This is a genomic window from Mesorhizobium sp. CC13, assembly GCF_039907765.1.
GTDB lineage: Bacteria > Pseudomonadota > Alphaproteobacteria > Rhizobiales > Rhizobiaceae > Aminobacter.
Genome location: NZ_JARDJI010000021.1, coordinates 42,214 through 62,904 on the forward strand (window position 1 = coordinate 42,214; position 20,691 = coordinate 62,904).

At 67.4% G+C, this 20,691-nt stretch carries 19 protein-coding genes; 5 read left to right on the forward strand and 14 right to left on the reverse strand.

Translation table 11 applies throughout. From position 1 onward, the window contains the following. The first annotated feature begins 47 nt into the window (after positions 1-47). Positions 48-398 (forward strand): YciI family protein, encoded by a 351-nt coding sequence (locus PV773_RS21650; RefSeq protein WP_347968351.1) that lies wholly within the window; start codon positions 48-50, stop codon positions 396-398. A gap of 2 nt (positions 399-400) precedes the next feature. After that, on the forward strand, positions 401-1,657 hold the full coding sequence (locus tag PV773_RS21655) for a DUF6596 domain-containing protein (RefSeq protein WP_347968352.1): 1,257 nt from the start codon (positions 401-403) through the stop codon (positions 1,655-1,657). 31 nt (positions 1,658-1,688) lie between these two features. Here PV773_RS21655 and PV773_RS21660 read toward each other — a convergent pair whose 3' ends face one another. Further along, positions 1,689-3,059 carry a cytochrome P450 gene (locus tag PV773_RS21660; protein ID WP_347968353.1) on the reverse strand — a complete coding sequence of 457 codons (1,371 nt, stop codon included), beginning with the start codon at positions 3,057-3,059 and terminating at the stop codon, positions 1,689-1,691. Positions 3,060-3,126: 67 nt separating this feature from the next. Continuing rightward, positions 3,127-3,531, reverse strand: a complete 405-nt coding sequence (locus PV773_RS21665; RefSeq protein ID WP_347968354.1) for a nuclear transport factor 2 family protein — start codon at positions 3,529-3,531, stop codon at positions 3,127-3,129. A 140-nt stretch (positions 3,532-3,671) separates the two neighbouring features. On the opposite strand from PV773_RS21665, the gene PV773_RS21670 reads away from it, so the two are divergent. The 3 genes from PV773_RS21670 to gyrB all read left to right on the forward strand — a co-directional run bounded on the left by PV773_RS21670 (position 3,672) and on the right by gyrB (position 7,955). Beyond that, complete coding sequence (locus PV773_RS21670; protein WP_347968355.1) at positions 3,672-4,577, forward strand: LysR family transcriptional regulator; 906 nt, start codon at positions 3,672-3,674, stop codon at positions 4,575-4,577. A 96-nt stretch (positions 4,578-4,673) separates the two neighbouring features. Next, a complete protein-coding gene (locus tag PV773_RS21675; protein WP_347968356.1) occupies positions 4,674-5,243 on the forward strand; it encodes an NADPH-dependent FMN reductase in 570 nt (189 codons plus the stop codon). A gap of 264 nt (positions 5,244-5,507) precedes the next feature. Next, a complete protein-coding gene (gyrB, locus tag PV773_RS21680; protein ID WP_347968357.1) occupies positions 5,508-7,955 on the forward strand; it encodes a DNA topoisomerase (ATP-hydrolyzing) subunit B in 2,448 nt (815 codons plus the stop codon). Positions 7,956-8,075: 120 nt separating this feature from the next. Here the strand turns inward: gyrB and PV773_RS21685 are convergent, their stop codons facing one another. From PV773_RS21685 to ubiB, 12 genes are all read right to left on the reverse strand, one after another. Then, positions 8,076-8,768, reverse strand: coding sequence for a response regulator transcription factor (locus tag PV773_RS21685; protein WP_347968358.1), 693 nt, complete (start codon positions 8,766-8,768; stop codon positions 8,076-8,078). Next, on the reverse strand, positions 8,765-11,473 hold the full coding sequence (locus PV773_RS21690) for a sensor histidine kinase KdpD (protein ID WP_347968359.1): 2,709 nt from the start codon (positions 11,471-11,473) through the stop codon (positions 8,765-8,767). The genes PV773_RS21685 and PV773_RS21690 overlap by 4 nt, the downstream gene beginning before the upstream one ends. 69 nt (positions 11,474-11,542) lie before the next feature. After that, positions 11,543-12,109 (reverse strand): potassium-transporting ATPase subunit KdpC, encoded by a 567-nt coding sequence (kdpC, locus tag PV773_RS21695; protein WP_347968360.1) that lies wholly within the window; start codon positions 12,107-12,109, stop codon positions 11,543-11,545. Between the two features lie 12 nt (positions 12,110-12,121). Beyond that, positions 12,122-14,194 carry a potassium-transporting ATPase subunit KdpB gene (kdpB, locus tag PV773_RS21700; protein WP_347968361.1) on the reverse strand — a complete coding sequence of 691 codons (2,073 nt, stop codon included), beginning with the start codon at positions 14,192-14,194 and terminating at the stop codon, positions 12,122-12,124. Positions 14,195-14,229: 35 nt separating this feature from the next. Further along, positions 14,230-15,933 (reverse strand): potassium-transporting ATPase subunit KdpA, encoded by a 1,704-nt coding sequence (gene kdpA / locus PV773_RS21705; RefSeq protein WP_347968362.1) that lies wholly within the window; start codon positions 15,931-15,933, stop codon positions 14,230-14,232. A gap of 34 nt (positions 15,934-15,967) precedes the next feature. Continuing rightward, positions 15,968-16,057, reverse strand: coding sequence for a K(+)-transporting ATPase subunit F (gene kdpF, locus PV773_RS21710; RefSeq protein WP_340036012.1), 90 nt, complete (start codon positions 16,055-16,057; stop codon positions 15,968-15,970). Positions 16,058-16,067: 10 nt separating this feature from the next. Further along, complete coding sequence (locus PV773_RS21715; protein ID WP_347968363.1) at positions 16,068-16,280, reverse strand: hypothetical protein; 213 nt, start codon at positions 16,278-16,280, stop codon at positions 16,068-16,070. 130 nt (positions 16,281-16,410) lie between these two features. Continuing rightward, positions 16,411-17,016 carry a glutathione transferase GstA gene (gene gstA / locus PV773_RS21720; RefSeq protein ID WP_347968364.1) on the reverse strand — a complete coding sequence of 202 codons (606 nt, stop codon included), beginning with the start codon at positions 17,014-17,016 and terminating at the stop codon, positions 16,411-16,413. Between the two features lie 104 nt (positions 17,017-17,120). Then, the gene (gene coaBC / locus PV773_RS21725) at positions 17,121-18,338 is read right to left on the reverse strand and encodes a bifunctional phosphopantothenoylcysteine decarboxylase/phosphopantothenate--cysteine ligase CoaBC (RefSeq protein ID WP_347968365.1); all 1,218 of its coding nucleotides are present in this window, start codon (positions 18,336-18,338) and stop codon (positions 17,121-17,123) included. Positions 18,339-18,356: 18 nt separating this feature from the next. Beyond that, positions 18,357-18,758 carry a type II toxin-antitoxin system VapC family toxin gene (locus tag PV773_RS21730; protein ID WP_347968388.1) on the reverse strand — a complete coding sequence of 134 codons (402 nt, stop codon included), beginning with the start codon at positions 18,756-18,758 and terminating at the stop codon, positions 18,357-18,359. After that, a complete protein-coding gene (locus PV773_RS21735) occupies positions 18,758-19,033 on the reverse strand; it encodes a hypothetical protein (protein WP_347968366.1) in 276 nt (91 codons plus the stop codon). The genes PV773_RS21730 and PV773_RS21735 overlap by 1 nt, the downstream gene beginning before the upstream one ends. Positions 19,034-19,103: 70 nt before the next feature. After that, positions 19,104-20,678 carry a 2-polyprenylphenol 6-hydroxylase gene (gene ubiB / locus PV773_RS21740; protein WP_347968367.1) on the reverse strand — a complete coding sequence of 525 codons (1,575 nt, stop codon included), beginning with the start codon at positions 20,676-20,678 and terminating at the stop codon, positions 19,104-19,106. Positions 20,679-20,691 lie beyond the last annotated feature (13 nt).

The window sequence follows — 20,691 nt, forward strand, 5'->3', positions numbered from 1 at the left end:
TTCGTTCGGCCGCGACGACGCGGCCCTGGCAAACACAGGAGACCACCATGCAATACGTGCTTCTCATCCATGCCGAAGAAGTGCCGGGCGACATTCCCTCCCCTGAAGTGGCAAAGCAGATGAGCGCTCCCTACGCCGCCTACAACGAGGCGCTGATCAAGGCCGGCGCGCTCGTGTCCGGCGAGCGGCTGCAGCCGACGTCCAACGCGACCATCGTGCGCGTGCGCGACGGCAAGACGCAGGTGCTCGACGGCCCCTTCGCCGCGACCAAGGAGCAACTCGGCGGCTTCTACGTCATCGAGGCGCCCGACCTCGACGCCGCGCTCAACTGGGCGGCGCGCTGCCCTACCGCCAGCAACGGCACCATCGAGGTGCGGCCGGTCTGGCCGACCCGCTAGCCATGCCGGAGGCGGCGGACGAGGCCCGGGCGGCGGCGGAAGCGGCCGCCCGCCGGAGCTACGGCAAGCTGGTCGCCTTCCTTGCCGCGCGCTCGCGCGACGTGGCCGGTGCCGAGGACGCGCTGGCCGACGCCTTTGCCGCAGCACTCGCCAGCTGGCCGGAGACGGGCGTTCCCGCCCGTCCGGAAGCGTGGCTGCTCAGCGTCGCGCGCCGCCGCGCGGCCGACCAGCACCGCCGCCGCGCCACGCGCCAGGCGGCCCTGCCGCACCTCAGGCTGATGAGCGAGGAAACGGAGGCGGAGACCGTGCATGACGACCTGCCCGACGAGCGCCTGGGCCTGATCTTCGCCTGCGCCCACCCCGCCCTCGACCCGGGCGTGCGGGCGCCGCTGATCCTGCAGACCCTGCTCGGCTTCGACGCGGCCACCATCGCCTCCGCCTTCCTGGTCTCGCCGGCCGCCATGGGGCAGCGGCTGGTGCGCGCCAAGGCGCGCATCCGCCAAGCCGGCATTCCCTTCCGCATTCCCGACAGGACGGAACTCGGCGAGCGGCTGCAGGCGGTGCTGGAGGCGATCTATGCCGCCTTCTCCGAAGGCTGGGGCGACGCCGCCGGCTCGGAATCGCGCCGCCGCAACCTCGCCTCCGAGGCGATCTGGCTCGGCCGGCTGGTGGTGCGGCTGATGCCGGACGAGCCGGAGGCGCTCGGCCTGCTGGCGCTGATGCTGCACGCCGAGGCACGCCGCGAGGCGAGGCGCGACGCCGCCGGCGAATTCGTGCCGCTGAGCCAGCAGGACACGCGCCTCTGGGATGCCGACCTTGCCGGCGAGGCCGACGCCCTCATCATGCGCGCCGGCCCATTCGCCGCGCTTGGCCGCTACCAGATCGAGGCGGCGATCCAGTCGGCGCATGCGGCTCGGCGCTTCACCGGCTGCACCGACTGGCCGGCGATCGCCACCCTCTATGCCGCGATCCTGGCGATCTCGGCGTCGCCGGTCGCCGCGGTCAACCACGCGGTCGCCGTCGCCTATGCCGGGCGGCCGGCCGAGGGCCTGCGGCTGCTCGATGCGATCGGCGACACGAGGCTCGACACATACCAGCCCTACTGGGCGGCGCGGGCCGAGCTTTTGTCGCTCACCGGCGACGCCGAACTGGCCCGCAAGGCCTATCTGGTCGCCATCGGGCTCGAGACCGACCCCGCCGTCCGTCGCTTCCTGGAAAAGCGGCGGGAAGCGCTGGCGCCGGGACAGCCGGGCGGCTGAGTTGGCCGGCTGCGGCGACCGACTTTCAGGCTCAGCGCCGCGTCACCCGCATCGGCAGGCCGCCCTGCGGCTGGGTGGTGAGCTTCTGCACCGGCCAGGGCTTGGTTTCGGGCAGCACGTCGAAACGGTAGCGCGACAGCATGACGGCGAGCGCGATGATCGCCTCCTGCATGGCGAAGCTCGCGCCGATGCAGACGCGCGGACCGGCGCCGAAAGGCAGGTACTGGTAGCGGTCGATCCTGTCCCTGTTCTCGGGGTGGAAGCGCTCGGGCATGAAGGCTTCCGGCTTGTCCCAGAGCTTGCGGTGGCGATGGACAGTCCAGGGCATGACCAGCACCTGGGCTTTCCGCGGGATCTTCAGCCCCTTGTACTCGTCGTCGGCGATCGGCTCGCGGTTGATCGACGGCGCCGGCGGATAGAGCCGGAGCGCCTCTTCGAAGGCGGCGCGGGTGAGCGGCATGGCGTCGAGCCATTTCACCGGGTCGGGCTCTCGCGCCAGCACCGCGTCGACCTCGCGCTCGATGCGCTCGCGCTCCCAGGTGGCCTCGGCGAGGCAGTAGATGGTCCAGCCGAGCGCGCGGGCCGTGGTCTCGTGGCCGGCGCCGATGAAGGTGATGATGTTGTCCTCGATCTCCTGGCGCGAGAGGCCATCGGGGCCTTCAGCGCGGAGCAAGAGGGTCAAAAAATCCTGCGGCGCGCCGGCGGGATCGCGGGCCAGCCTGTCGCTGCGCATCGCCACCGTATCGGTGACGATCTTGCGGAAGTAGGCCATGGTCTTGCGGCCGCGGATGCGGGTGATGCGCGGCAGCCATTCGGGCGCGCGCAGCAGGTCGAGCGGGTCGACGCGGCCCATGGTCTCGAACAACCGGTCGATCTCGTGGCCGAAGCTGCCCGCCTCGCCGGCGATCTCGCCGGAGAACAGCGTCTCGGCGAGGACCTCGTAGGTGAGCAAGGTCATGTCCTGGGCGACATCGACCGGGCCGGCGGCATCGTCGTAGCGTTTGACGAAGTCGAGCGTGCGGGCAAGCATCGGCCGGGCGAAGCCGAAGATGTTGCGCGGGGTGAAGACCGGCGCCATGGCCTTGCGCGAGCGCTTCCAGACGTCGCCCTCGGCGGTCAGCAGCCCGTCGCGCAGGATCGGGCGCAGGATCATCTGGCGGACGGTCGCCATCTTGTAGTTTTTGGCGTTGTCGACCAGCACGTGGCGGATGAGGCCGGGATCGTTGGCGATGACCAGCGGCCCGCCGATGCCCGACACCGAGATCCAGGGTTCGTTGTAGGAGGGCTCGCCCCACAGCTCGAGCGGATTTCGGTAGACGATGCGCATCATCTCCAGCGTCGACGGCGGCGTGGTGCGCGGCACGGGCGCTGGCGGCACGAAGGGGGCTGGATTGGTGTCCATGGACGGCTCCGCTGGTTCCTACAATGTAGTTACGCGACAAGCGGGCGTCCATGCGGCCGAACGGCGCTCAGGCGCTCCAGCCGAGCTGGCGGGCCTGGTGGCCGCTGTCGCGGATGCCCCAGCGCTGGGTGATGCGGCCGCCGACGACGGTGAACCATTCGATCGCCGTCAGCTCGAAGCTCCTGCCGGTGGCCGGCATGCCGCGAAAGGGGAGCACCGCCTTGCCGGTCTCGCGGAAACGGACGACGACGTTGTCGCCTTCCTCGGCCATGTCGAGGACATCGAGGCGCATCGCCAGGCACTCGTGCAGCTCGCGCCAGATCGGTAGCGCAAAGTCGAGCGTGCCGTGACCGAGCACCCCGTGGATAACGGCGTCGGGCGCGAACAGGGAGGCGAGGGCAGAAAAATCGCTGGCGTTCATCGCCTCGACATAGGCGCGCACGACGGTCTTGGCGGGGGTCTGGCTCAGCATGCGACGGGCTCCATGAGAGGATGGCAGGGGCGCATTGCGGCGCCCGAGATCGTGCGGGTTCGGGCCGGTCTATCGCGACTGTGCGCCGCCGGGCAGTGCGCCACTTGCAGAACGGTTCTGCGAAAGTGCAGAATGCGGCGATGTTCGACTGGAACGACCTGCGCTACCTGATCGCCACCGCCCGCCACGGATCGACGCTGAAGGCGGCGGGCGCGCTCGGCGTCAACCAGACGACCGTAGCCCGGCGGATCAAGGTGCTGGAGGACGCGCTCGGCATCGAGCTGTTCCACCGCCGGCAGACCGGCTACGTGGCGACGGAGGAAGGGCGCGCCGTGCTCGACCTCGCCAGGGCGACGGAGGAGGCGGTCGCGCGGCTCGAAGAGAAGGTCGCGGCGCGCAAGCGGGCATTGTCGGGCAAGATCAGGATCACGGGAACGGAACTGGCGGCGCGCCTGCTGCTGGCGCCCGCCATGTCCAGGCTGCGGACGGCCTTTCCCGAGATCGCCACCGAGATCATTTCCACGGACGACAGGCTCGACCTCGGCAAGGGCGAGGCCGACATCGCCCTGCGCGCCGGCGGTGCCGGAGAGCGCGACGACATCGTGCGGCGCAGGCTGCCGGACTCGGTGTGGGCGATCTACATGGCGCGGTCGCTGGCCGAGACCTTGGGCATGCCCGAAAACGACGCGGCGATCGCCCGCTTCCCCGTCATCGCCGGCGAAGGCGCCATTGCCGCCGCCGGGCCGGTGGCGCTGCTGGAAAAGCGAGCCGATCCGGCGCGGATCGCGCTGCGCTCCAACTCGCTGCCGGGACTGCTTGCCGCGGCCGAAGCGGGGCTCGGGCTCGCCGCCCTGCCCGCGATTGCCGCGCATGGATCGACCTTGCTGGTGCGGTGCGACGCGCTCGGCAGCTTCCCCAGCCCGTTCTGGCTGTGCTGGCACGAGAGCCGGCGCAACGACCCGCTGATCCGCGGCGTGGCCGATTTTCTCGCGACCGAGATCGCCGGGAAGAAGGCGCTGATTACCGGCCAGATTACCGGAATGTGATCCAGTTACCGAAAGGTGCCTTCTTGCAACTGGAGGGTCCGGGCGACTATGTCTCGCCGGTCACCATTGGATACCTGCCCACCAAGGACTGAAATCTTGAAACACCAGCTCAACATCGTCGTGGCCAGCACCCGCCCCGGCCGCGTCGGACCCGTTTTCGCCCGCTGGCTCGATGCCTATGCGCGCGAGCATGGCAAGTTCGAGCCCGTCATCACCGACATCGAGGCCTTCGGCCTGCCGATCTTCGACGAGCCAAGGCACCCGAGGCTCGGCCAGTATGAGAACGAACACACGAAGAAATGGTCCGAGGCGATCAAGGCCGGCGACGCCTTCGTGTTCGTGACGCCGGAATACAACTTCTTCGCAGCGCCCGCACTGGTCAACGCCGTCAACTACCTGGCGCGCGAGTGGAACTACAAGCCGGCCGGCTTCCTGAGCTATGGCGGCGTCTCGGCCGGCCTGCGCGCGGTGCAGTCGGAAAAGATGCTGCTGACGACGCTGAAGATCATGCCGATCCCCGAGGCGATCGCGATTCCCGCCTTCGCACAGCACCTCGACGAGGAGGGCGAGTTCAAGGCCAACGACCTGGTCAAGGACAGCGCCAGGACGATGCTGGACGAACTGCATCGCTGGAGCGAGGCGCTCAGGCCGCTCAGGGCTGCCTGACTGCTCTGCATGACAACGGGGCGACAACCGCCCCGCACCGATCTTGGCTGCCGACAGTCCCGAGTGGCGACGCACATTTCGAAGGCTCGCAACCGCCGCCCGCACAGCGGCGGCGGCTGGCTCGCAAAGCCCGTTATCCCCGCCCAAAACCCCCGTAAAACTTGGAAAAGACACACTTAACCCCTATATCTCGGGGACTAGTGGGCGTGCGATTCGGGGCCGATTCTGCCGCGTCCTCCCGCGGCAGCCAGACGAAAGATTTCCATGAGCGACCAGTCCGAGAACCTTCCCGGCGCGCAGGCCGAGTACGGCGCAGATTCCATCAAGGTTTTGAAGGGCTTGGATGCCGTCCGCAAGCGGCCGGGCATGTATATCGGCGACACCGACGACGGCTCGGGCCTGCACCACATGGTCTACGAGGTGGTGGACAACGCCATCGACGAGGCGCTGGCCGGCCATGCGACGCTGGTGACGGTGACGCTGAACCCGGACGGCTCGTGCACCGTGACCGACAACGGCCGCGGCATCCCGACCGACATCCACCCTTCGGAAGGCGTGTCCGCCGCCGAGGTGATCATGACCCAGCTGCATGCCGGCGGCAAGTTCGACCAGAACTCCTACAAGGTTTCGGGCGGCCTGCACGGCGTCGGCGTGTCGGTGGTCAACGCGCTGTCGGTGTGGCTGAAGCTCAAGATCCGCCGCAAGGGCGAGATCCACGAGATGACCTTCAGCCACGGCAATGCGGTTGCGCCGCTGAAGGTGATCGGCCAGGCCGGCGACGAGACCGGCACGGAAGTGACCTTCCTGCCCTCGTCCGACACCTTCACCATGGTGGAATTCGACTACAACACGCTGGAGCACCGCCTGCGCGAGCTCGCATTCCTGAACTCGGGCGTGCGCATCGTGCTGACCGACAAGCGCCACGCCGACATCAAGAGCCAGGAACTGCTCTATGACGGCGGCCTGATCGAATTCGTGAAGTATCTCGACCGCGCCAAGAAGCCGCTGATCGAAAAGCCGATCGCCATCAAGGCGGAGCGCGACGGCATCACCGTCGAAGTGGCGATGTGGTGGAACGACAGCTACCACGAGAACGTGCTGGCCTTCACCAACAACATCCCGCAGCGCGACGGCGGCACGCATCTCGCCGGTTTCCGTGGCGCGCTGACGCGCCAGGTGACGGGTTATGCCGAAAGCTCCGGCCTGACCAAGAAGGAAAAGGTGACGCTGACCGGCGACGACTGCCGCGAAGGCCTGACCGCCGTTTTGTCGGTCAAGGTGCCGGATCCCAAATTCTCGTCGCAGACCAAGGACAAGCTGGTGTCGTCGGAAGTGCGCCCGGTGGTCGAAAGCCTGGTCAACGAGGCGCTCGGCACCTGGCTGGAAGAGCATCCGGCCGAAGGCAAGACGCTGGTCGGCAAGGTGGTGGAAGCCGCCGCCGCCCGCGAGGCCGCGCGCAAGGCGCGGGAACTCACCCGCCGCAAGGGCGTGCTCGACATTACCTCGCTGCCCGGCAAGCTCGCCGACTGCCAGGAGCGCGATCCGGCAAAATCCGAAATCTTCATCGTCGAGGGCGACTCGGCAGGCGGTTCGGCCAAGAGCGGCCGGTCGCGCCAGAACCAGGCGATCCTGCCGCTGCGCGGCAAGATCCTGAACGTCGAGCGCGCCCGCTTCGACCGCATGCTGTCGTCGGACATGATCGGCACGCTGATCACCGCGCTCGGCACCTCGATCGGCAAGGACGAGTTCAACGCCGACAAGCTGCGCTACCACAAGATCATCATCATGACCGACGCCGACGTCGACGGCGCCCACATCCGCACGCTGCTTTTGACGTTCTTCTTCCGCCAGATGCCGGAGCTGATCGAGCGCGGGCACCTCTACATCGCCCAGCCGCCGCTCTACAAGGTGACGCGCGGCAAGAGCTCGCAGTACCTGAAGGACGAGGGTGCCTTCGAGGAGTATCTGGTCGACGTCGGCCTGGACGAGGCGTCGCTGACACTCGCCAACGGCGAGGTGCGCGTCGGCCAGGACCTGCGCGCGGCGGTGACCGACGCGCTCGGCGTGCGCATGCTCATGGACGGGCTGCACACGCGCTATTCGCGCCCCGTGGTCGAGCAGGCGGCGATCGCCGGCGCGCTCAACCCCGATATCTTCGGCGATCTCGGCCGCGCCAAGAACATGGCCGAAGCCATCGCCAAGCGTCTCGACCTGATCTCCGAGGACATCGAGCGTGGCTGGAGCGGCGAGGTGTCGACCTCCAACGAAGGCCCTGGCGGCTATGTGTTCAAACGCACGCTGCGCGGCGTGACCGAACATGTGCATCTCGACATGGCGCTGATCAACTCGGCCGACGCGCGCGCGCTCGACCGCTACGCGGCCCGCCTCGGCGAGGTCTACAGCCAGCCGCCGGTGCTGCGCCGCAAAGAGAACTCGGAATCAATCGCCGGGCCGCTCGCCTTGCTCGACGCGGTGTTCGCCTCGGGCCGCAAGGGCCTGACCATGCAGCGCTACAAGGGCCTGGGCGAGATGAACGCCGAGCAGCTGTGGGAGACCACGCTCGACCCGAACGTGCGCTCGCTGCTCAAGGTGCAGGTGACGGACGCGACGGATGCCGACTCGCTGTTTGCCCGCCTGATGGGCGACGAGGTGGAGCCGCGCCGCGACTTCATCCAGGAAAACGCACTGAGCGTCGCCAACCTCGACGTCTGATCGCAGCAGATCGAACGCTTGATCCTTCGCCCCCTTCGCAGCCGCGCAGGGGGCGATTGTGTTTCTGGGCGTGCTGTCCGGCTGCCGAGTGCATCCTTCAGGGCTCGCTACGCTCCGGCCTCAATCGGCCTCGCGCAGGCGGTAGCCGACGCCGGTCTCGGTGGTGATGTATTGCGGCTCGTCGGGGGTCTTCTCGATCTTCTGGCGGAGCTGGCGGACGTAGACGCGGAGATACTGCACGTCGGCCGAACCGCCCCAGACATGCTCGAGCAGGAAGCGGTGGGTGAGCACCTTGCCGGCATGCTGCACGAGCGCCCGCAGGATGTCGTATTCCTTGGGCGACAGCTTCACCTCCAGGCCGGCGACCTTGACGATGCGCTTGACCAGGTCGACCGACAGCTCGCCGGTCTGGAACACCGGCTTCTCGCCCTGCTGCTGCAGCCGGTGGCGCAGCGCAGTGCGGATGCGGGCGATGAGCTCGTTCATGCCGAAGGGTTTTGTGACGTAGTCGTCGGCGCCGAGTTCGAGCGCCTTGACGATGCCGGCCTCGTCGGTGCGGCTCGACAGGATGATGACCGGGGCCTGCATGCCTTCCGCCCGCCAGGCGGCGAGCAGGTCGTGGCCGGCCATGTCGGGCAGGCCGAGATCGAGCAGGACGAGGTCCGGCTGTTCCGCCCTGGCAACGGCAAGCGCCGGCTTGGCCGCGGGCGCCTCGAATATGGCATAGCCCTGGGTCCCGAGCCCGACGCGCAGGAGCTTGCGGATGGGCGGCTCGTCGTCGACGACGAGGATCTTCACGGCGGCGTTGGTCATGCCAATCCTTCGAGCTTCGATGCCTCGCCCGGCACCGGCATGGTGATGGTAAAGACCGCGCCCGGCCGGTCGCCCCGGTTGGAGGCGACGATCGTGCCGCCCATCGCCTCGACGAAGCCGCGGCAGATCGACAGGCCGAGGCCGGTGCCGGCGCGGACATGATCGCCCTTGCGCACCCGATAGAACGTATCGAAGATCCGTTCCAGGTCGGCCTGCGGGATGCCGGGGCCCTCGTCCATCACCTGGATGACCACCGAGCCATGGTCGGACCAGCCGCGAATGCGGATCAGCGATCCCTCGGGCGCATATTTGGCGGCATTGTCGAGCAGGTTGAACAGCACCTGTTCGAACAGCACCGGGTCGACCCTGAGCATCGGCAGGTCGGCCGGCATATCGACTTCGGTCCTGTGCCGGGCGGTGATCTTGGCGGCGCGGCGCAGCGCCGAGCCGACGATGTCGCCGGGATAATGCAGCGCGTAGTTGGGCTCCATCGCGCCAGACTCGATCTTGGTCATGTCGAGCAGGTTGGCGATGAAGCGGTTGAGCCGCTCGGACTCGTCGACCACGGTCGAGACCAGCTCCGCCCTGCCCTCCTCCGGCAACGCGCCGCCGAATTCGCGCAGCGTGCCCGCCGCGCCCATGATGCCGGCGAGCGGGGTCTTGAGGTCGTGCGAGATCGAGGTGAGCAGCGCCGAGCGCAGCCGGTCGGCCTCGACGGCGAGGCGGGCGCGGTCGACGTCGGCGACGAGTTGGATACGCTCGATGGCGACCGCCGCCTGGTCGGCCAGCGCGTCGAACAGGCGCTGCTGCTCGGGCGTGAGGATCGGGCCCTGGCGGTCGTTGTCGAGGCCGACGACGCCGACCGCCATGCGGCCGGTGCGCAACGGCAGATAGAGGCGCTTGGCGCCCGGCAGCGTGTCGGCGCCGCGGCCGGCGGCGCGGTTGTGCTCCCAGGCCCATTTGGCGGCGGCGATGTCGGCGTCGACCAGCGTGTCGTCGGGCGGGTAGCCGGCCTTGACGGCAATCGTGCCTTCCTCCGGTAGAAGCAGCACGACGCGGACCTTGAGCATCGAGGCGATCTGGAAGGCAGTTGCCCAGAGCACGTCGTCGAGCGTACCGGTGCCGGCGAGCTTCTTCGAAAACAGATAGAGGTCCTCGGTCATGCGCGCCCGCTCGCGCGCCGCGGCCGCCTGACGCTGGACGCGGCCGGTGAGGTTCGACGCTATGACCGCGACGATGAGGAAGAAGACCAGCGCCACCACACTTTCGGGATCGGCGATGGTCAGCGTGTAGAGCGGCGGCAGGAAGAAGAAATTGTAGGCGAGCGCGCTGAGCACCGAGGCATAGAGCGCCGGCCACAGGCCGAGGGTGACAGCCGACGTCAGCACCGCCATCAGGAAGACGAGCGTGATGGAGCGCACGTCGAGGAACTGGTCGAGCAGGAAGCCGACCGCCAGCGCACCGGCCACATGAAGCGTGGAGACGAGATAGGGCCACGGATCGAAACGCCGCCCCTGTGCTGCCGTCTTGACGTCGCGGGCGGCAAGGGCCGCGTCCTGTTCGGTGCCCGAGGTGACGTGGACGGAGATGTTGCCGGCCTGGCGGATCAGGTCGTGGGTGACCGAGCCCTCGAACAGCTCTCGCCAGCGCGGCTTGGACGGCTTGCCGATGACGATGTGGGTGAAGTTGTGGGTTCCGGCATGGCGGACGATGTCCTCTGCCACCGACTGGCCGGGGATGGTGACCGCCTCGCCGCCGAGCTGTTCGGCGAGCCGCATGGTGGCTGCCAGCCTGTCCTTGTCGGCGTCGCCCAGATTGGCCGAGCGCGAGGTCTCGACGTGGAGCGCTGCCCAGGGGCAGCGCAGCCGGTCGGCCTGGCGGCGGGCGAAGCGCACCAGCGAGGCGCTGCGCGGATGCTCGTCGACGGCGACCAGCACGCGGTCGCCGGCGGCCCACGGCCCCTCGATGGCATGGGCCTGCATGTGGGTGAGCAGCTGCTCGTCGACGCGCTGTGCGGTGCGGCGCAGGGCGAGTTCGCGCAGCGCAGTCAGATTGCCGGGCGAAAAGTAGTTCTCGATGGCCCGGCGCGCCGTGGTCGGCACATAGACCTTGCCCTCGTGCAGGCGCTTGATCAGGTCGTCGGGGGTGAGGTCGATGATCTCGACGTCGTCGGCGCGGTCAATGATCAGGTCCGGCACCGTCTCGCGCACGGTGACGCGCGTGATCTGGGCGACGATGTCGTTGAGGCTCTCGACATGCTGGATGTTGAGCGTGGTGTAGACGTCGATGCCCTGCCCCAGCAGCTCCTGGACGTCGAGGTAGCGCTTGGGATGGCGGCTGCCGGGCGCGTTGGTATGCGCGAGTTCGTCGACCAGCACCAGCTTCGGCCGGCGCGCGATGATGGCGTCGAGGTCCATTTCCTCGAGCATGCGGCCCTTGTAGTCGACCGCCTTGCGCGGGATAACCTCGAAGCCTTCGACCAGTGCCTGGGTTTCGCGGCGGCCATGGGTCTCGACCACGCCGATGACGACGTCGGTGCCGTCGGCGAGCCGGCCGCGGCCCGACATCAGCATCTCGTAGGTCTTGCCGACTCCGGGGGCAGCACCGAGGAAGATCTTCAGCCGGCCGCGGGTTTCGCGCTCGGCCTTGTCAAGCAACGCCTCGGGAGAAGGCCTGGCTTCCCATTCGCGAATGTCTTCCGGCATCAGGAGGCCTTGTCTGCATGGGTGGTCGCCGAAGCTTGCCCACATAGGTATAGCTTCGGCGGCCGGTTGTCAGGGCGCAAGATCGTCGAGCGCCAGGTTGAGCTTCAACACGTTGACCACGGGCTCGCCCATGAAGCCGAGCTTGCGATCCTCGACATGGCTGTCGACCAGTTTGCGCGGTGCCGCCTCGTCCATGCCGCGCGCCTTGGCGACGCGGGCGACCTGGAAATAGGCCGCCTCGGGCGAGACGTGCGGGTCGAGGCCGCTGCCGGAGGCGGTGACCATCTCGATGGGGATGGGCGCGCCGGGATCGGTCTGCTTCAGCTTCTCGGCATCGGCCTTGATGCGGTCGATCAGCTTGGCGCTGGTCGGGCCGAGGTTCGAGCCGGAGGAGGCGGCGGCGTTGTAGCCGTTGCCGGCGGCCGAGGGGCGGCCACGGAAGTAGCGGTCGCTCGTGAAGGCCTGGCCGATCAGCTCGGAGCCGATCACCTTGCCGTCCTTCTCGATCAGGCTGCCATTTGCCTGTTTGGGGAACAGCACCTGGGCGATGCCGGTCATGCCGAGCGGATAGGCAAGGCCGGTGATGGCGGTGAGCGCTACGATCATGACGAGCGCGGGTCTCAATTGCTTCAGCATGGGAAGACGTCCTTATGCGAGGCCGATGGCGGTGATCGCCATGTCGATGGCCTTGATGCCGATGAAGGGCACGACGATGCCGCCGAGGCCGTAGACCAGCATGTTGCGGCGCAGCAGCGAGGCAGCACCGACGGCGCGGTATTTCACACCACGCAGCGATAGCGGGATGAGCGCGACGATGATCAGCGCATTGAAAATGATGGCCGACAGGATGGCGCTTTGCGGGGTGGAAAGCCCCATGACGTTGAGCGCGCCGAGCTGCGGATAGAAGGCCAGGAACATCGCCGGGATGATGGCGAAATATTTGGCGATGTCGTTGGCGATGGAGAAGGTGGTGAGCGCGCCGCGGGTCATCAGCAGCTGCTTGCCGATCTCGACGATCTCGATGAGCTTGGTGGGGTCGCTGTCGAGGTCGACCATGTTGCCGGCCTCGCGGGCAGCGACCGTGCCGGTGTTCATCGCCACGCCGACATCGGCCTGGGCGAGCGCGGGCGCGTCGTTGGTGCCGTCACCGCACATCGCCACCAGCTTGCCCTTGGCCTGCTCTTCGCGGATGAGCGCCAGCTTGTTCTCGGGCGTCGCCTGGGCGAGGAAGTCGTCGACGCCGGCTTCGGCGGCAATCGCCGCTGCCGTCATCGGGTTGTCGCCGGTGATCATGACGGTACGGATGCCCATGCGGCGCAGCTCGGTGAAGCGCTCCTTGATGCCACCCTTGACGATGTCCTTGAGGTAGACGACGCCGAGCAGGCGTGCGTCGCGGACAACGGCGAGCGGCGTGCCGCCGAGCTTGGCGATTTCATCCGAGATCGCCTGGATGTTGCGCACGGCTTCGCTGTCGGCCGGCATGCCCGAGGCGGAGGCGGCAATCGACCTGACATGGGCGAGCACCGAATCCACCGCGCCCTTGCGGATGGACGAGCCGTCGAAGTCGACACCGCTCATTCGGCTCTGGGCGGTGAAGGGCACGAAATGGGCGTGCAGCGAGCCCATGTCGCGGGCGCGGATGCCGTAGCGCTCTTTGGCCAGCACGACGATGGAGCGGCCTTCCGGCGTCTCGTCGGCAAGCGAGGCGAGCTGGGCGGCGTCGGCCAGTTCCTGCTCGGACACGCCCCTGACCGGGCGGAACTCGGTGGCCTGGCGGTTGCCGAGGGTGATGGTGCCGGTCTTGTCGAGCAAGAGCGTGTCGACGTCGCCGGCGGCCTCGACGGCGCGGCCGGACATGGCGAGCACGTTGAAGCGGACGAGACGGTCCATGCCGGCGATGCCGATGGCCGACAGCAGCGCGCCGATGGTGGTGGGGATCAGCGTCACGAACAACGCGACCAGCACGATGACCGGGATGTAGCCGCCGGCATAGGTGGCGAAGCTCGGGATGGTGGCGACGGCCAGCACGAAGATGAGGGTCATGCCGGCGAGCAGGATGTTGAGCGCGATCTCGTTGGGCGTCTTCTGGCGCTCGGCGCCCTCGACCAGCGAGATCATGCGGTCGAGGAAGGTCGAGCCGGCGGCGGCGGTGATGCGGACGCGGATCCAGTCCGACAGCACCTGGGTGCCGCCGGTGACGGCCGAACGGTCGCCGCCGGATTCGCGGATGACGGGCGCGGATTCACCGGTGATGGCCGCCTCGTTGACCGACGCCACACCCTCGATGACCTCGCCGTCGGACGGGATGATGTCGCCGGCCTCGACCAGGACGACCTGACCTACCTTGAGGCTGGTGCCCGGCACCAGCTTCCACGAGGTGGTGCTATCACCCTCAAGCAGCTTGGCCTGGGTTTCGGTGCGCGCCTTGCGCAGCGAGTCGGCCTGGGCCTTGCCGCGGCCTTCGGCGACGGCCTCGGCGAAGTTGGCGAACAGCACGGTGAACCAGAGCCAGAGGATGATCTGGAACGAGAAGCCGAGGTTGCCGGTGCCGCTGACGAGATCCCGGACGAACAGCACGGTGGTCAGCAGCGAAACGACGGCGACGACGAACATGACCGGGTTGCGGGCCAGCTTGCGCGGGTCGAGCTTCCGGAAGGCGTCACCTATCGCCGGGACGAGGATGCGGGTGTCGAGGATGCCCGCTGGTTTATGGGTGCTCATTTTGAGACTCCGTATTTCTTTCTATCCGCGGCTCGTCAGAAGACCTGGCCGACGATCATGGCGAGGTGTTCGACGATCGGACCGACGGCGAGAGCCGGGAAGAAGGTGAGGCCACCGACGATGAGGATGACGCCTGCCAGCAGGCCGACGAACAGGGTGCTGTCGGTCGGGAAGGTGCCGGCGGAGGCGGGGACCGTCTTCTTGGCGACCAGCGAGCCGGCGATGGCGAGTGCCGGGATGATGACCAGGAAGCGGCCCATCAGCATGGCGAGGCCGATGGTGATGTTGTACCAGGGCGTGTTGCCGGTGAGGCCGCCGAAGGCCGAACCGTTGTTGGCGGCACCCGAGGTGTAGGCATAGAGGATCTCGGAGAAGCCGTGCGGGCCGGGCGTGCCGATGGACGCCACCGCATTGGGCAGCAGCACGGCGATGGCCGTGAAGCCGAGCATGGCCAGCGGCAGGCACAGGATGGCGAGCACGGCCATCTTGACCTCCTTGGCCTCGATCTTCTTGCCGAGATATTCGGGCGTGCGGCCGACCATCAGGCCGGCGACGAAGATGGCGATGACGACGAACATCAGGATGCCGTAGAAGCCGGCGCCGACGCCGCCGACGATAACTTCGCCGAGCTCCATGTTGATCAACGGGATCAGGCCGCCGAGCGCGGTGAACGAGCCGTGCATGGCGTTGACCGCGCCGCAGGAGGCGGCCGTGGTGACGACGGCGAAGAGCGAGGACAGGACCACGCCGAAGCGGACTTCCTTGCCCTCCATGTTGCCGCCGTCGATGCCGAGCGCCTGGATGAGCGGGTTGCCGGCGGCCTCGGCCCAGTAGGTGAAGGCGACGCCCGCGACGAACAGGATGCCCATGGTGGCGAAGATCGCCCAGCCCTGGCGCTGATTGCCGACCATGCGGCCGAAGACATTGGTGAATGCGGCACCGATGGCGAAGATCGACACCATCTGGAGGAAGTTGGAGATGGCGTCGGGGTTCTCGAACGGATGCGCCGAGTTGGCGTTGAAGAAGCCGCCGCCATTGGTGCCGAGCATCTTGATGGCAAGCTGCGAGGCGACCGGCCCAAGCGCGATGGTCTGCTCAGCGCCCTCGACGGTGGTGGCGGTGACGTAGGCGCCGATCGTCTGCGGCACGCCGAGCCAGACATAGGCGAGCGTGAGCACGATGCAGAGCGGCAAGAGCACGTAGAGGGTTGCGCGGGTCAGGTCGACCCAGAAATTGCCGATCGACTTGCCCGAGGCGCGGGCGAAGCCGCGGATCAGCGCCATGCCGATGGCGATGCCGGTGGCGGCGGAGACGAAGTTCTGAACCGTCAGGCCGGCCATCTGCACAAGGTAGGACATGGTGCTTTCGCCACCGTAGTTCTGCCAGTTGGTGTTGGTCATGAAGCTGACGGCGGTGTTGAAGGACAGCTCCGGCGGCACCGCGGTCATGCCGGCCGGGTTGAAGGGCAGCGAACCCTGGACGCGCTGCAACAGGTAGAGCAGCAGGAAACCCGCCACGTTGAAGGCGAGCATGGCGGCGGCGTAGCCGGTCCAGTGCTGGTCCTCGCGTTCGCTGGTGCCCGCAAGGCCGTAGAGCAGGCGCTCGACCGGGCCAAGCACGGGGGTGAGGATGGTGCGGTCGCCGTTGAAGACGCGGTACATATAGCCGCCGAGCGGCTTCACGAGCAGAATGATGACCCCGCAGAAGACGAGGATCTGTAGCCAGCCATTGATGGTCATGAGAAAAGCTTTCCGAACATGCGCGGGACGGTCTTCAGAACCGTTCGGGGCGGATGAGCGCGTAGGTCAGGTAGGCGAGCAGGAACACGGTCACGCCGCCGCCGAGGATGTAGTCGAACAACATCGGAGCTCCCTCAGAGAATGTCGCAGGCTTTGACGTAGGCGAAGCACATGGCGAAGAAGACGACGCCTATGGCGAGTACAAAGATGTCCATCTCCGTGGTCCTTTCCTGAAATCGTCCCGGCAGGCCGGGCGTTGGATCGATGCACGACGCGACGACGCCTGCGGTGCGGGCGTCGTCGGCAGGGCTGTCGATGTCAGGGAGGAATCTGGGGCCGAACCGCATTAAGGTTCGAGAGAGCGGCGCCCTGAAAGAAATAGGAATTGCATAAAGAAAACGGCCCCCGGGCGGATGCCTGAGGGCCGTCTTGTCGTCAGGTTCGGAACCGCCGCGTCAGCCCCGGAGATCGCAGGGATCAGGCCAGGCCTTCGGCGCGCAGCGCCTTCTGAACGGCCGGGCGGGCGGCCACGGTGCCGAGGTAGCGCTGGATGTTGGCGAAAGAAGTCAGGTCGATGCCGACATGCCTGGCCCAGCCGAGGATCGTCCAGAGATAGGCGTCGGCGGCGGTGAAGACGTCGCCCATCAGGTAGGAGCGGCCTTCGAGCTTGCCGTCGACATAGGCGAGGCGCCTTGCGAGCAGCTCGCGGTTGATCTCCTTGGTGGCCTCGGGCGTGTTGGGCTTGAAGAAGGCGCCGAAGACCTTGTGCAGTTCGGTGGCGACGAAGGCCAGCCACTGCTGGACGCGGTAGCGCGCCATGTCGCCGGCCTTGGGCATCAGGCCGCTCTCGGGCTTCTGGTCGGCGAGGTACTGCACCAGGACGGAAGATTCAGTCATCAGTTCGCCGTCGCCGAGGACCAGCGCCGGCACGTAGCCGTTGGGATTGGTGGCGAGGAAATCCTGCTGGGTTTCGGTGGTCTTGGTCTTGCCGTCGACCTTGACGAGTTCGAGGTCGATGCCGGCCTCGTTGGCGACGATGTGCGGGGCCAGCGAGCAGGCGCCGGGCATGTAGAAAAGCTTCATTTCCGATGGAACTCCGGATGGGTGGGCTTTCGATGTCGCACGCAGGCGCGAAGCGGCCAAGCCGCCATCCGGTGAACACTATGTTTTCACAGCCGAAACACCGCTCAGACAGTGATCGTCTTGAGCTTCTCGGCGATCAACTGGGCAAGCCGCTCGGCGACTTCTTCCTTGGGCAAATCGGGCCATTCGTCGACGCCGGCTTGGCTCACGATCTTCACGCGGTTGCGGTCGCCGCCCATGACGCCGCCCTCGTGGCTGACGTCGTTGGCGACGATGAAGTCGGCGCCTTTTTTGGCCAACTTGGCCTGGGCGTTCTTGAGCACGTCCTGGGTTTCCGCGGCAAAGCCGACGACCAGATAGGGCCGCTTGGCATGATGGCCGACGCCGGCGAGGATGTCGGGGTTCTCGACCATCTGCAGCGCAGGCGGCCCCTCGCCCGCCACCTTCTTGATCTTCTCGTCGGCGGAAGCGGCGGTGCGCCAGTCGGCGACGGCGGCGACGAAGACGGCGGCATCGGCCGGCAGCAGTTGCTCGACGGCGTCGCGCATCTCGCGCGCGCTCTCGACATGCACGGTCTTCACGCCGGCGGGGTCGGCAATGGTGACCGGGCCGGAGACCAGGCGAACGTCGGCGCCGAGCCGGGCGAGCGAAGCGGCAAGCGCGTGGCCCTGCTTGCCGGACGAACGGTTGGCGATGTAGCGCACGGGATCGATGGGCTCGTGCGTCGGGCCCGAGGTGATGACGATCTTGCGGCCCGACAGCGGCTTCGGCCTTGCGTCGAGCAACTCCTCGATGGCACCGACGATCTGCAGCGGCTCGGCCATGCGGCCTTCGCCGGCCTCGTTGCTCTCGGCCATCTCGCCCTTCATCGGGCCGATGAAGGTGACGCCATCCTTTTCGAGGGTGGCGCGGTTGCGGCGTGTCGCCGGATGCGACCACATCTTCGGGTTCATGGCCGGCGCGAACAGCACCTTCTTGTCGGTGGCGAGCAGCACGGCGGAGGCGAGGTCGGAGGCATGGCCGTTGGCGAGCTTGGCCATCAGGTCGGCAGTGGCGGGGGCGACGACGATCAGGTCGGCCTCGCGGGCCAGCCGGATATGGCCGACATCCTGCTCGTCCTGGCGGTCGAAGAGATCGGTGAAGACGTGGTCGGCGGTGAGCGCGCCGACCGACAGCGGCGTGATGAACTCCTGGGCGGCGGATGTCATGATCGCCCGCACCGAAGCACCCCGCTCGCGCAGGCGGCGGATCAGGTCGAGCGACTTGTAGGCCGCGATGCCGCCGCCGATGATGAGCAGGATGCGCTTGCCGGAAAGGAACATGCCAGGTCCGCCGTGGTCTCAGGCCGGCTTGAGTGCCGGCTCGATGTCGGTATGGATGAAATCGTCGCCTTTGAAAAGCAAAGGCACGTTTCGGGTTTTGGCGAGTGCGTAGGCGAAGCAGTCGCCGAAGTTGAGCTTCGCTACGTGCCCGGAGCCGCGGCTGTACTGCACCCGCGCGGCGATCGCGGCCTCCAGTTCCTGTTCGCCGAAGGGAACGAGCGTGATCAGCGTGTCGGAAACCAAGTCCCGCAGAAACATGAGCCCCTTGGTCGGCGCGATGCCGGCCAAAACGAAGACACATTCGAGATAGGTCGGAACGGCCATCAGCTTGCCCGGTGTCAGTGCCAGCATCCTGCTGAACGCAAGGGCCTCGGGCTCACGGCGCGCAATGGCAACGATGGCCGAAGTGTCTATGACCATCACAGCCCGTCATACTCGCCGCAGATCAAGTCGCTCAATTCCTTCTGCGAGAAGTGTTTGTAGCGATTGTCGGTCGGCTCGTCGGCTTCAAGTTCAGCGGCGCGGCGCATGATTTCGTCGGCGCTGATACGGGATGCAGGCGCGTGCTGCGCGGCCACCTCAACCGACAACATTTGCCGGAGGGCTTCCTCGAGCGAGTTGCCATTCTGCGCAGCCTTCACGCGCAAGGCCTGTTTCACATGGTCGGGAACATTTCTGATGGTGAGCGTGGCCATGACGCCTCCGTGCTCTCATTGACTGCAATGTAGTCATTGACAGCATTTGCGTCAAACAACGGGCCAGCGGTCAGAGCAGCTTCCAGGCGATGTAGAGCAGCGTCAGCGCGATCACCCACAGCGCGATGCGGCCGGAGCGGGTGTGGCGGGCCTCGGCCTTGCCGATGGCGTGGGCAGTGTCCTGGTCGAAGCGCAGGCCGTTCTCGGCCATGGCGTCGATCTCGCGCGACAGGCGCTCGGCGCGGGCCGAGAGATCGGGTGCCTGGCGGGCCAACGAAAGCAGCGCGCCAAGGCCGTCGCGGGCGTCGACGAGCAAGCCGCGCGGGCCGAGATTGCCGGCGATCCAGTGGCCGACCACCGGCTCGGCGGTCTTCCACATGTTGAAGGCGGGATCGAGCGAGCGGGCGACGCCCTCGACCACGACCATGGTCTTCTGCAGCAGCACCAGTTCCGGCCGCGTCTCCATGTCGAACAGTTCGGTGACCTCGAACAAGAGGGTCAGGAGCTTGGCCATGGAGATGGTCTCGGCCGGCTGGCCGTGGATCGGCTCGCCGATGGCGCGGATGGCCTGGGCGAAGGCCGCGACGTCGTGCCTGCGCGGCACGTAGCCGGCCTCGAAATGCACCTCGGCGACGCGGGTATAGTCGCGGGTGATGAAGCCGTAGAGGATCTCGGCGAGGAAACGGCGCTCCTTCTTGCCGAGGCGGCCCGAGATGCCGAGGTCGACGGCGACGATCTCGCCCTTGGCGTCGACGAACATGTTGCCCGGGTGCATGTCGGCATGGAAGAAGCCGTCGCGCAGCGTGTGCCGGAGGAAGGACTGGACCAGCGTCGCGGCAATCGCCTTCAGGTCGTGGTTGGCGGCGCGCAGGCCCTCGATGTCGTTGAGCTTGATCCCGTCGATCCACTCCATCGTGAGCACGTCGCGGCCGGTGCGCTCCCAGTCGATCGACGGCACGCGGAAGCCCGGATCCTCCCTGGTGTTCTCGCCGAGCTCGGAATAGGCGGCGGCCTCGAGGCGGAAATCCATCTCGACCTTGGTGGTCTGGGCCAGCGTCTCGGTGACCTGGACCGGGCGCAGGCGGCGGCTCGACGGGATGTAGCGTTCCTGCAGCCTGGCGGCGAGGAAATAGCTTTCGAGATCCTGGAAGAAGCGCTTGCGCACGCCGGGCCGGATGACCTTGACCGCGACCTTGCGCACGCCGTCGGCGGTCGCCACCTCGGCCGGATGGACCTGGGCGATGGAGGCGGCGGCGACCGGCTCGCCAATCCGGAGATAGAGGTCCTCGACCTTGCGGCCGAGCGAACCCTCGATGGCGGAAACGGCTTCCGGCATCGGAAAGGTCGCCATGCTGTCCTGAAGCAGCGCCAGGTCGAGCGCGATCTCGTCGCCGACGACGTCTGGACGGGTGGCCAGGAACTGGCCGAGCTTGACGTAGGACGGACCGAGGCGGGCGATGGCGTTGGCGAGGCGGTCGCTGCGCTGCTTGGTGCGGGCGCGGCGGCGGGTCAACAGCTTCGCCACCCGCCATCCGAACCTGGGCAGGCCGTCGAGCTGGTCGCCCGGCAATGCCGCGACCACGCCCTCGCGCACCATGATCCAGCCGGCGCGGGCGAGCCGGAAAGACGCCCCGATACTGCTCATCGTGCGCCGTCCG

Bases quoted from the DNA above. Each gene is read 5' to 3' on its own strand.
- PV773_RS21650 (WP_347968351.1), top strand. From the start codon at position 48: ATGCAATACGTGCTTCTCATCCATGCCGAAGAAGTGCCGGGCGACATT.
- PV773_RS21655 (WP_347968352.1), top strand. From the start codon at position 401: ATGCCGGAGGCGGCGGACGAGGCCCGGGCGGCGGCGGAAGCGGCCGCC.
- PV773_RS21660 (WP_347968353.1), bottom strand. From the start codon at position 3,059: ATGGACACCAATCCAGCCCCCTTCGTGCCGCCAGCGCCCGTGCCGCGC.
- PV773_RS21665 (WP_347968354.1), bottom strand. From the start codon at position 3,531: ATGCTGAGCCAGACCCCCGCCAAGACCGTCGTGCGCGCCTATGTCGAG.
- PV773_RS21670 (WP_347968355.1), top strand. From the start codon at position 3,672: ATGTTCGACTGGAACGACCTGCGCTACCTGATCGCCACCGCCCGCCAC.
- gyrB (WP_347968357.1), top strand. From the start codon at position 5,508: ATGAGCGACCAGTCCGAGAACCTTCCCGGCGCGCAGGCCGAGTACGGC.
- PV773_RS21685 (WP_347968358.1), bottom strand. From the start codon at position 8,768: ATGACCAACGCCGCCGTGAAGATCCTCGTCGTCGACGACGAGCCGCCC.
- PV773_RS21690 (WP_347968359.1), bottom strand. From the start codon at position 11,473: ATGCCGGAAGACATTCGCGAATGGGAAGCCAGGCCTTCTCCCGAGGCG.
- kdpC (WP_347968360.1), bottom strand. From the start codon at position 12,109: ATGCTGAAGCAATTGAGACCCGCGCTCGTCATGATCGTAGCGCTCACC.
- kdpB (WP_347968361.1), bottom strand. From the start codon at position 14,194: ATGAGCACCCATAAACCAGCGGGCATCCTCGACACCCGCATCCTCGTC.
- kdpA (WP_347968362.1), bottom strand. From the start codon at position 15,933: ATGACCATCAATGGCTGGCTACAGATCCTCGTCTTCTGCGGGGTCATC.
- kdpF (WP_340036012.1), bottom strand. From the start codon at position 16,057: ATGTTGTTCGACTACATCCTCGGCGGCGGCGTGACCGTGTTCCTGCTC.
- PV773_RS21715 (WP_347968363.1), bottom strand. From the start codon at position 16,280: ATGCGGTTCGGCCCCAGATTCCTCCCTGACATCGACAGCCCTGCCGAC.
- gstA (WP_347968364.1), bottom strand. From the start codon at position 17,016: ATGAAGCTTTTCTACATGCCCGGCGCCTGCTCGCTGGCCCCGCACATC.
- coaBC (WP_347968365.1), bottom strand. From the start codon at position 18,338: ATGTTCCTTTCCGGCAAGCGCATCCTGCTCATCATCGGCGGCGGCATC.
- PV773_RS21730 (WP_347968388.1), bottom strand. From the start codon at position 18,758: ATGGTCATAGACACTTCGGCCATCGTTGCCATTGCGCGCCGTGAGCCC.
- PV773_RS21735 (WP_347968366.1), bottom strand. From the start codon at position 19,033: ATGGCCACGCTCACCATCAGAAATGTTCCCGACCATGTGAAACAGGCC.
- ubiB (WP_347968367.1), bottom strand. From the start codon at position 20,678: ATGAGCAGTATCGGGGCGTCTTTCCGGCTCGCCCGCGCCGGCTGGATC.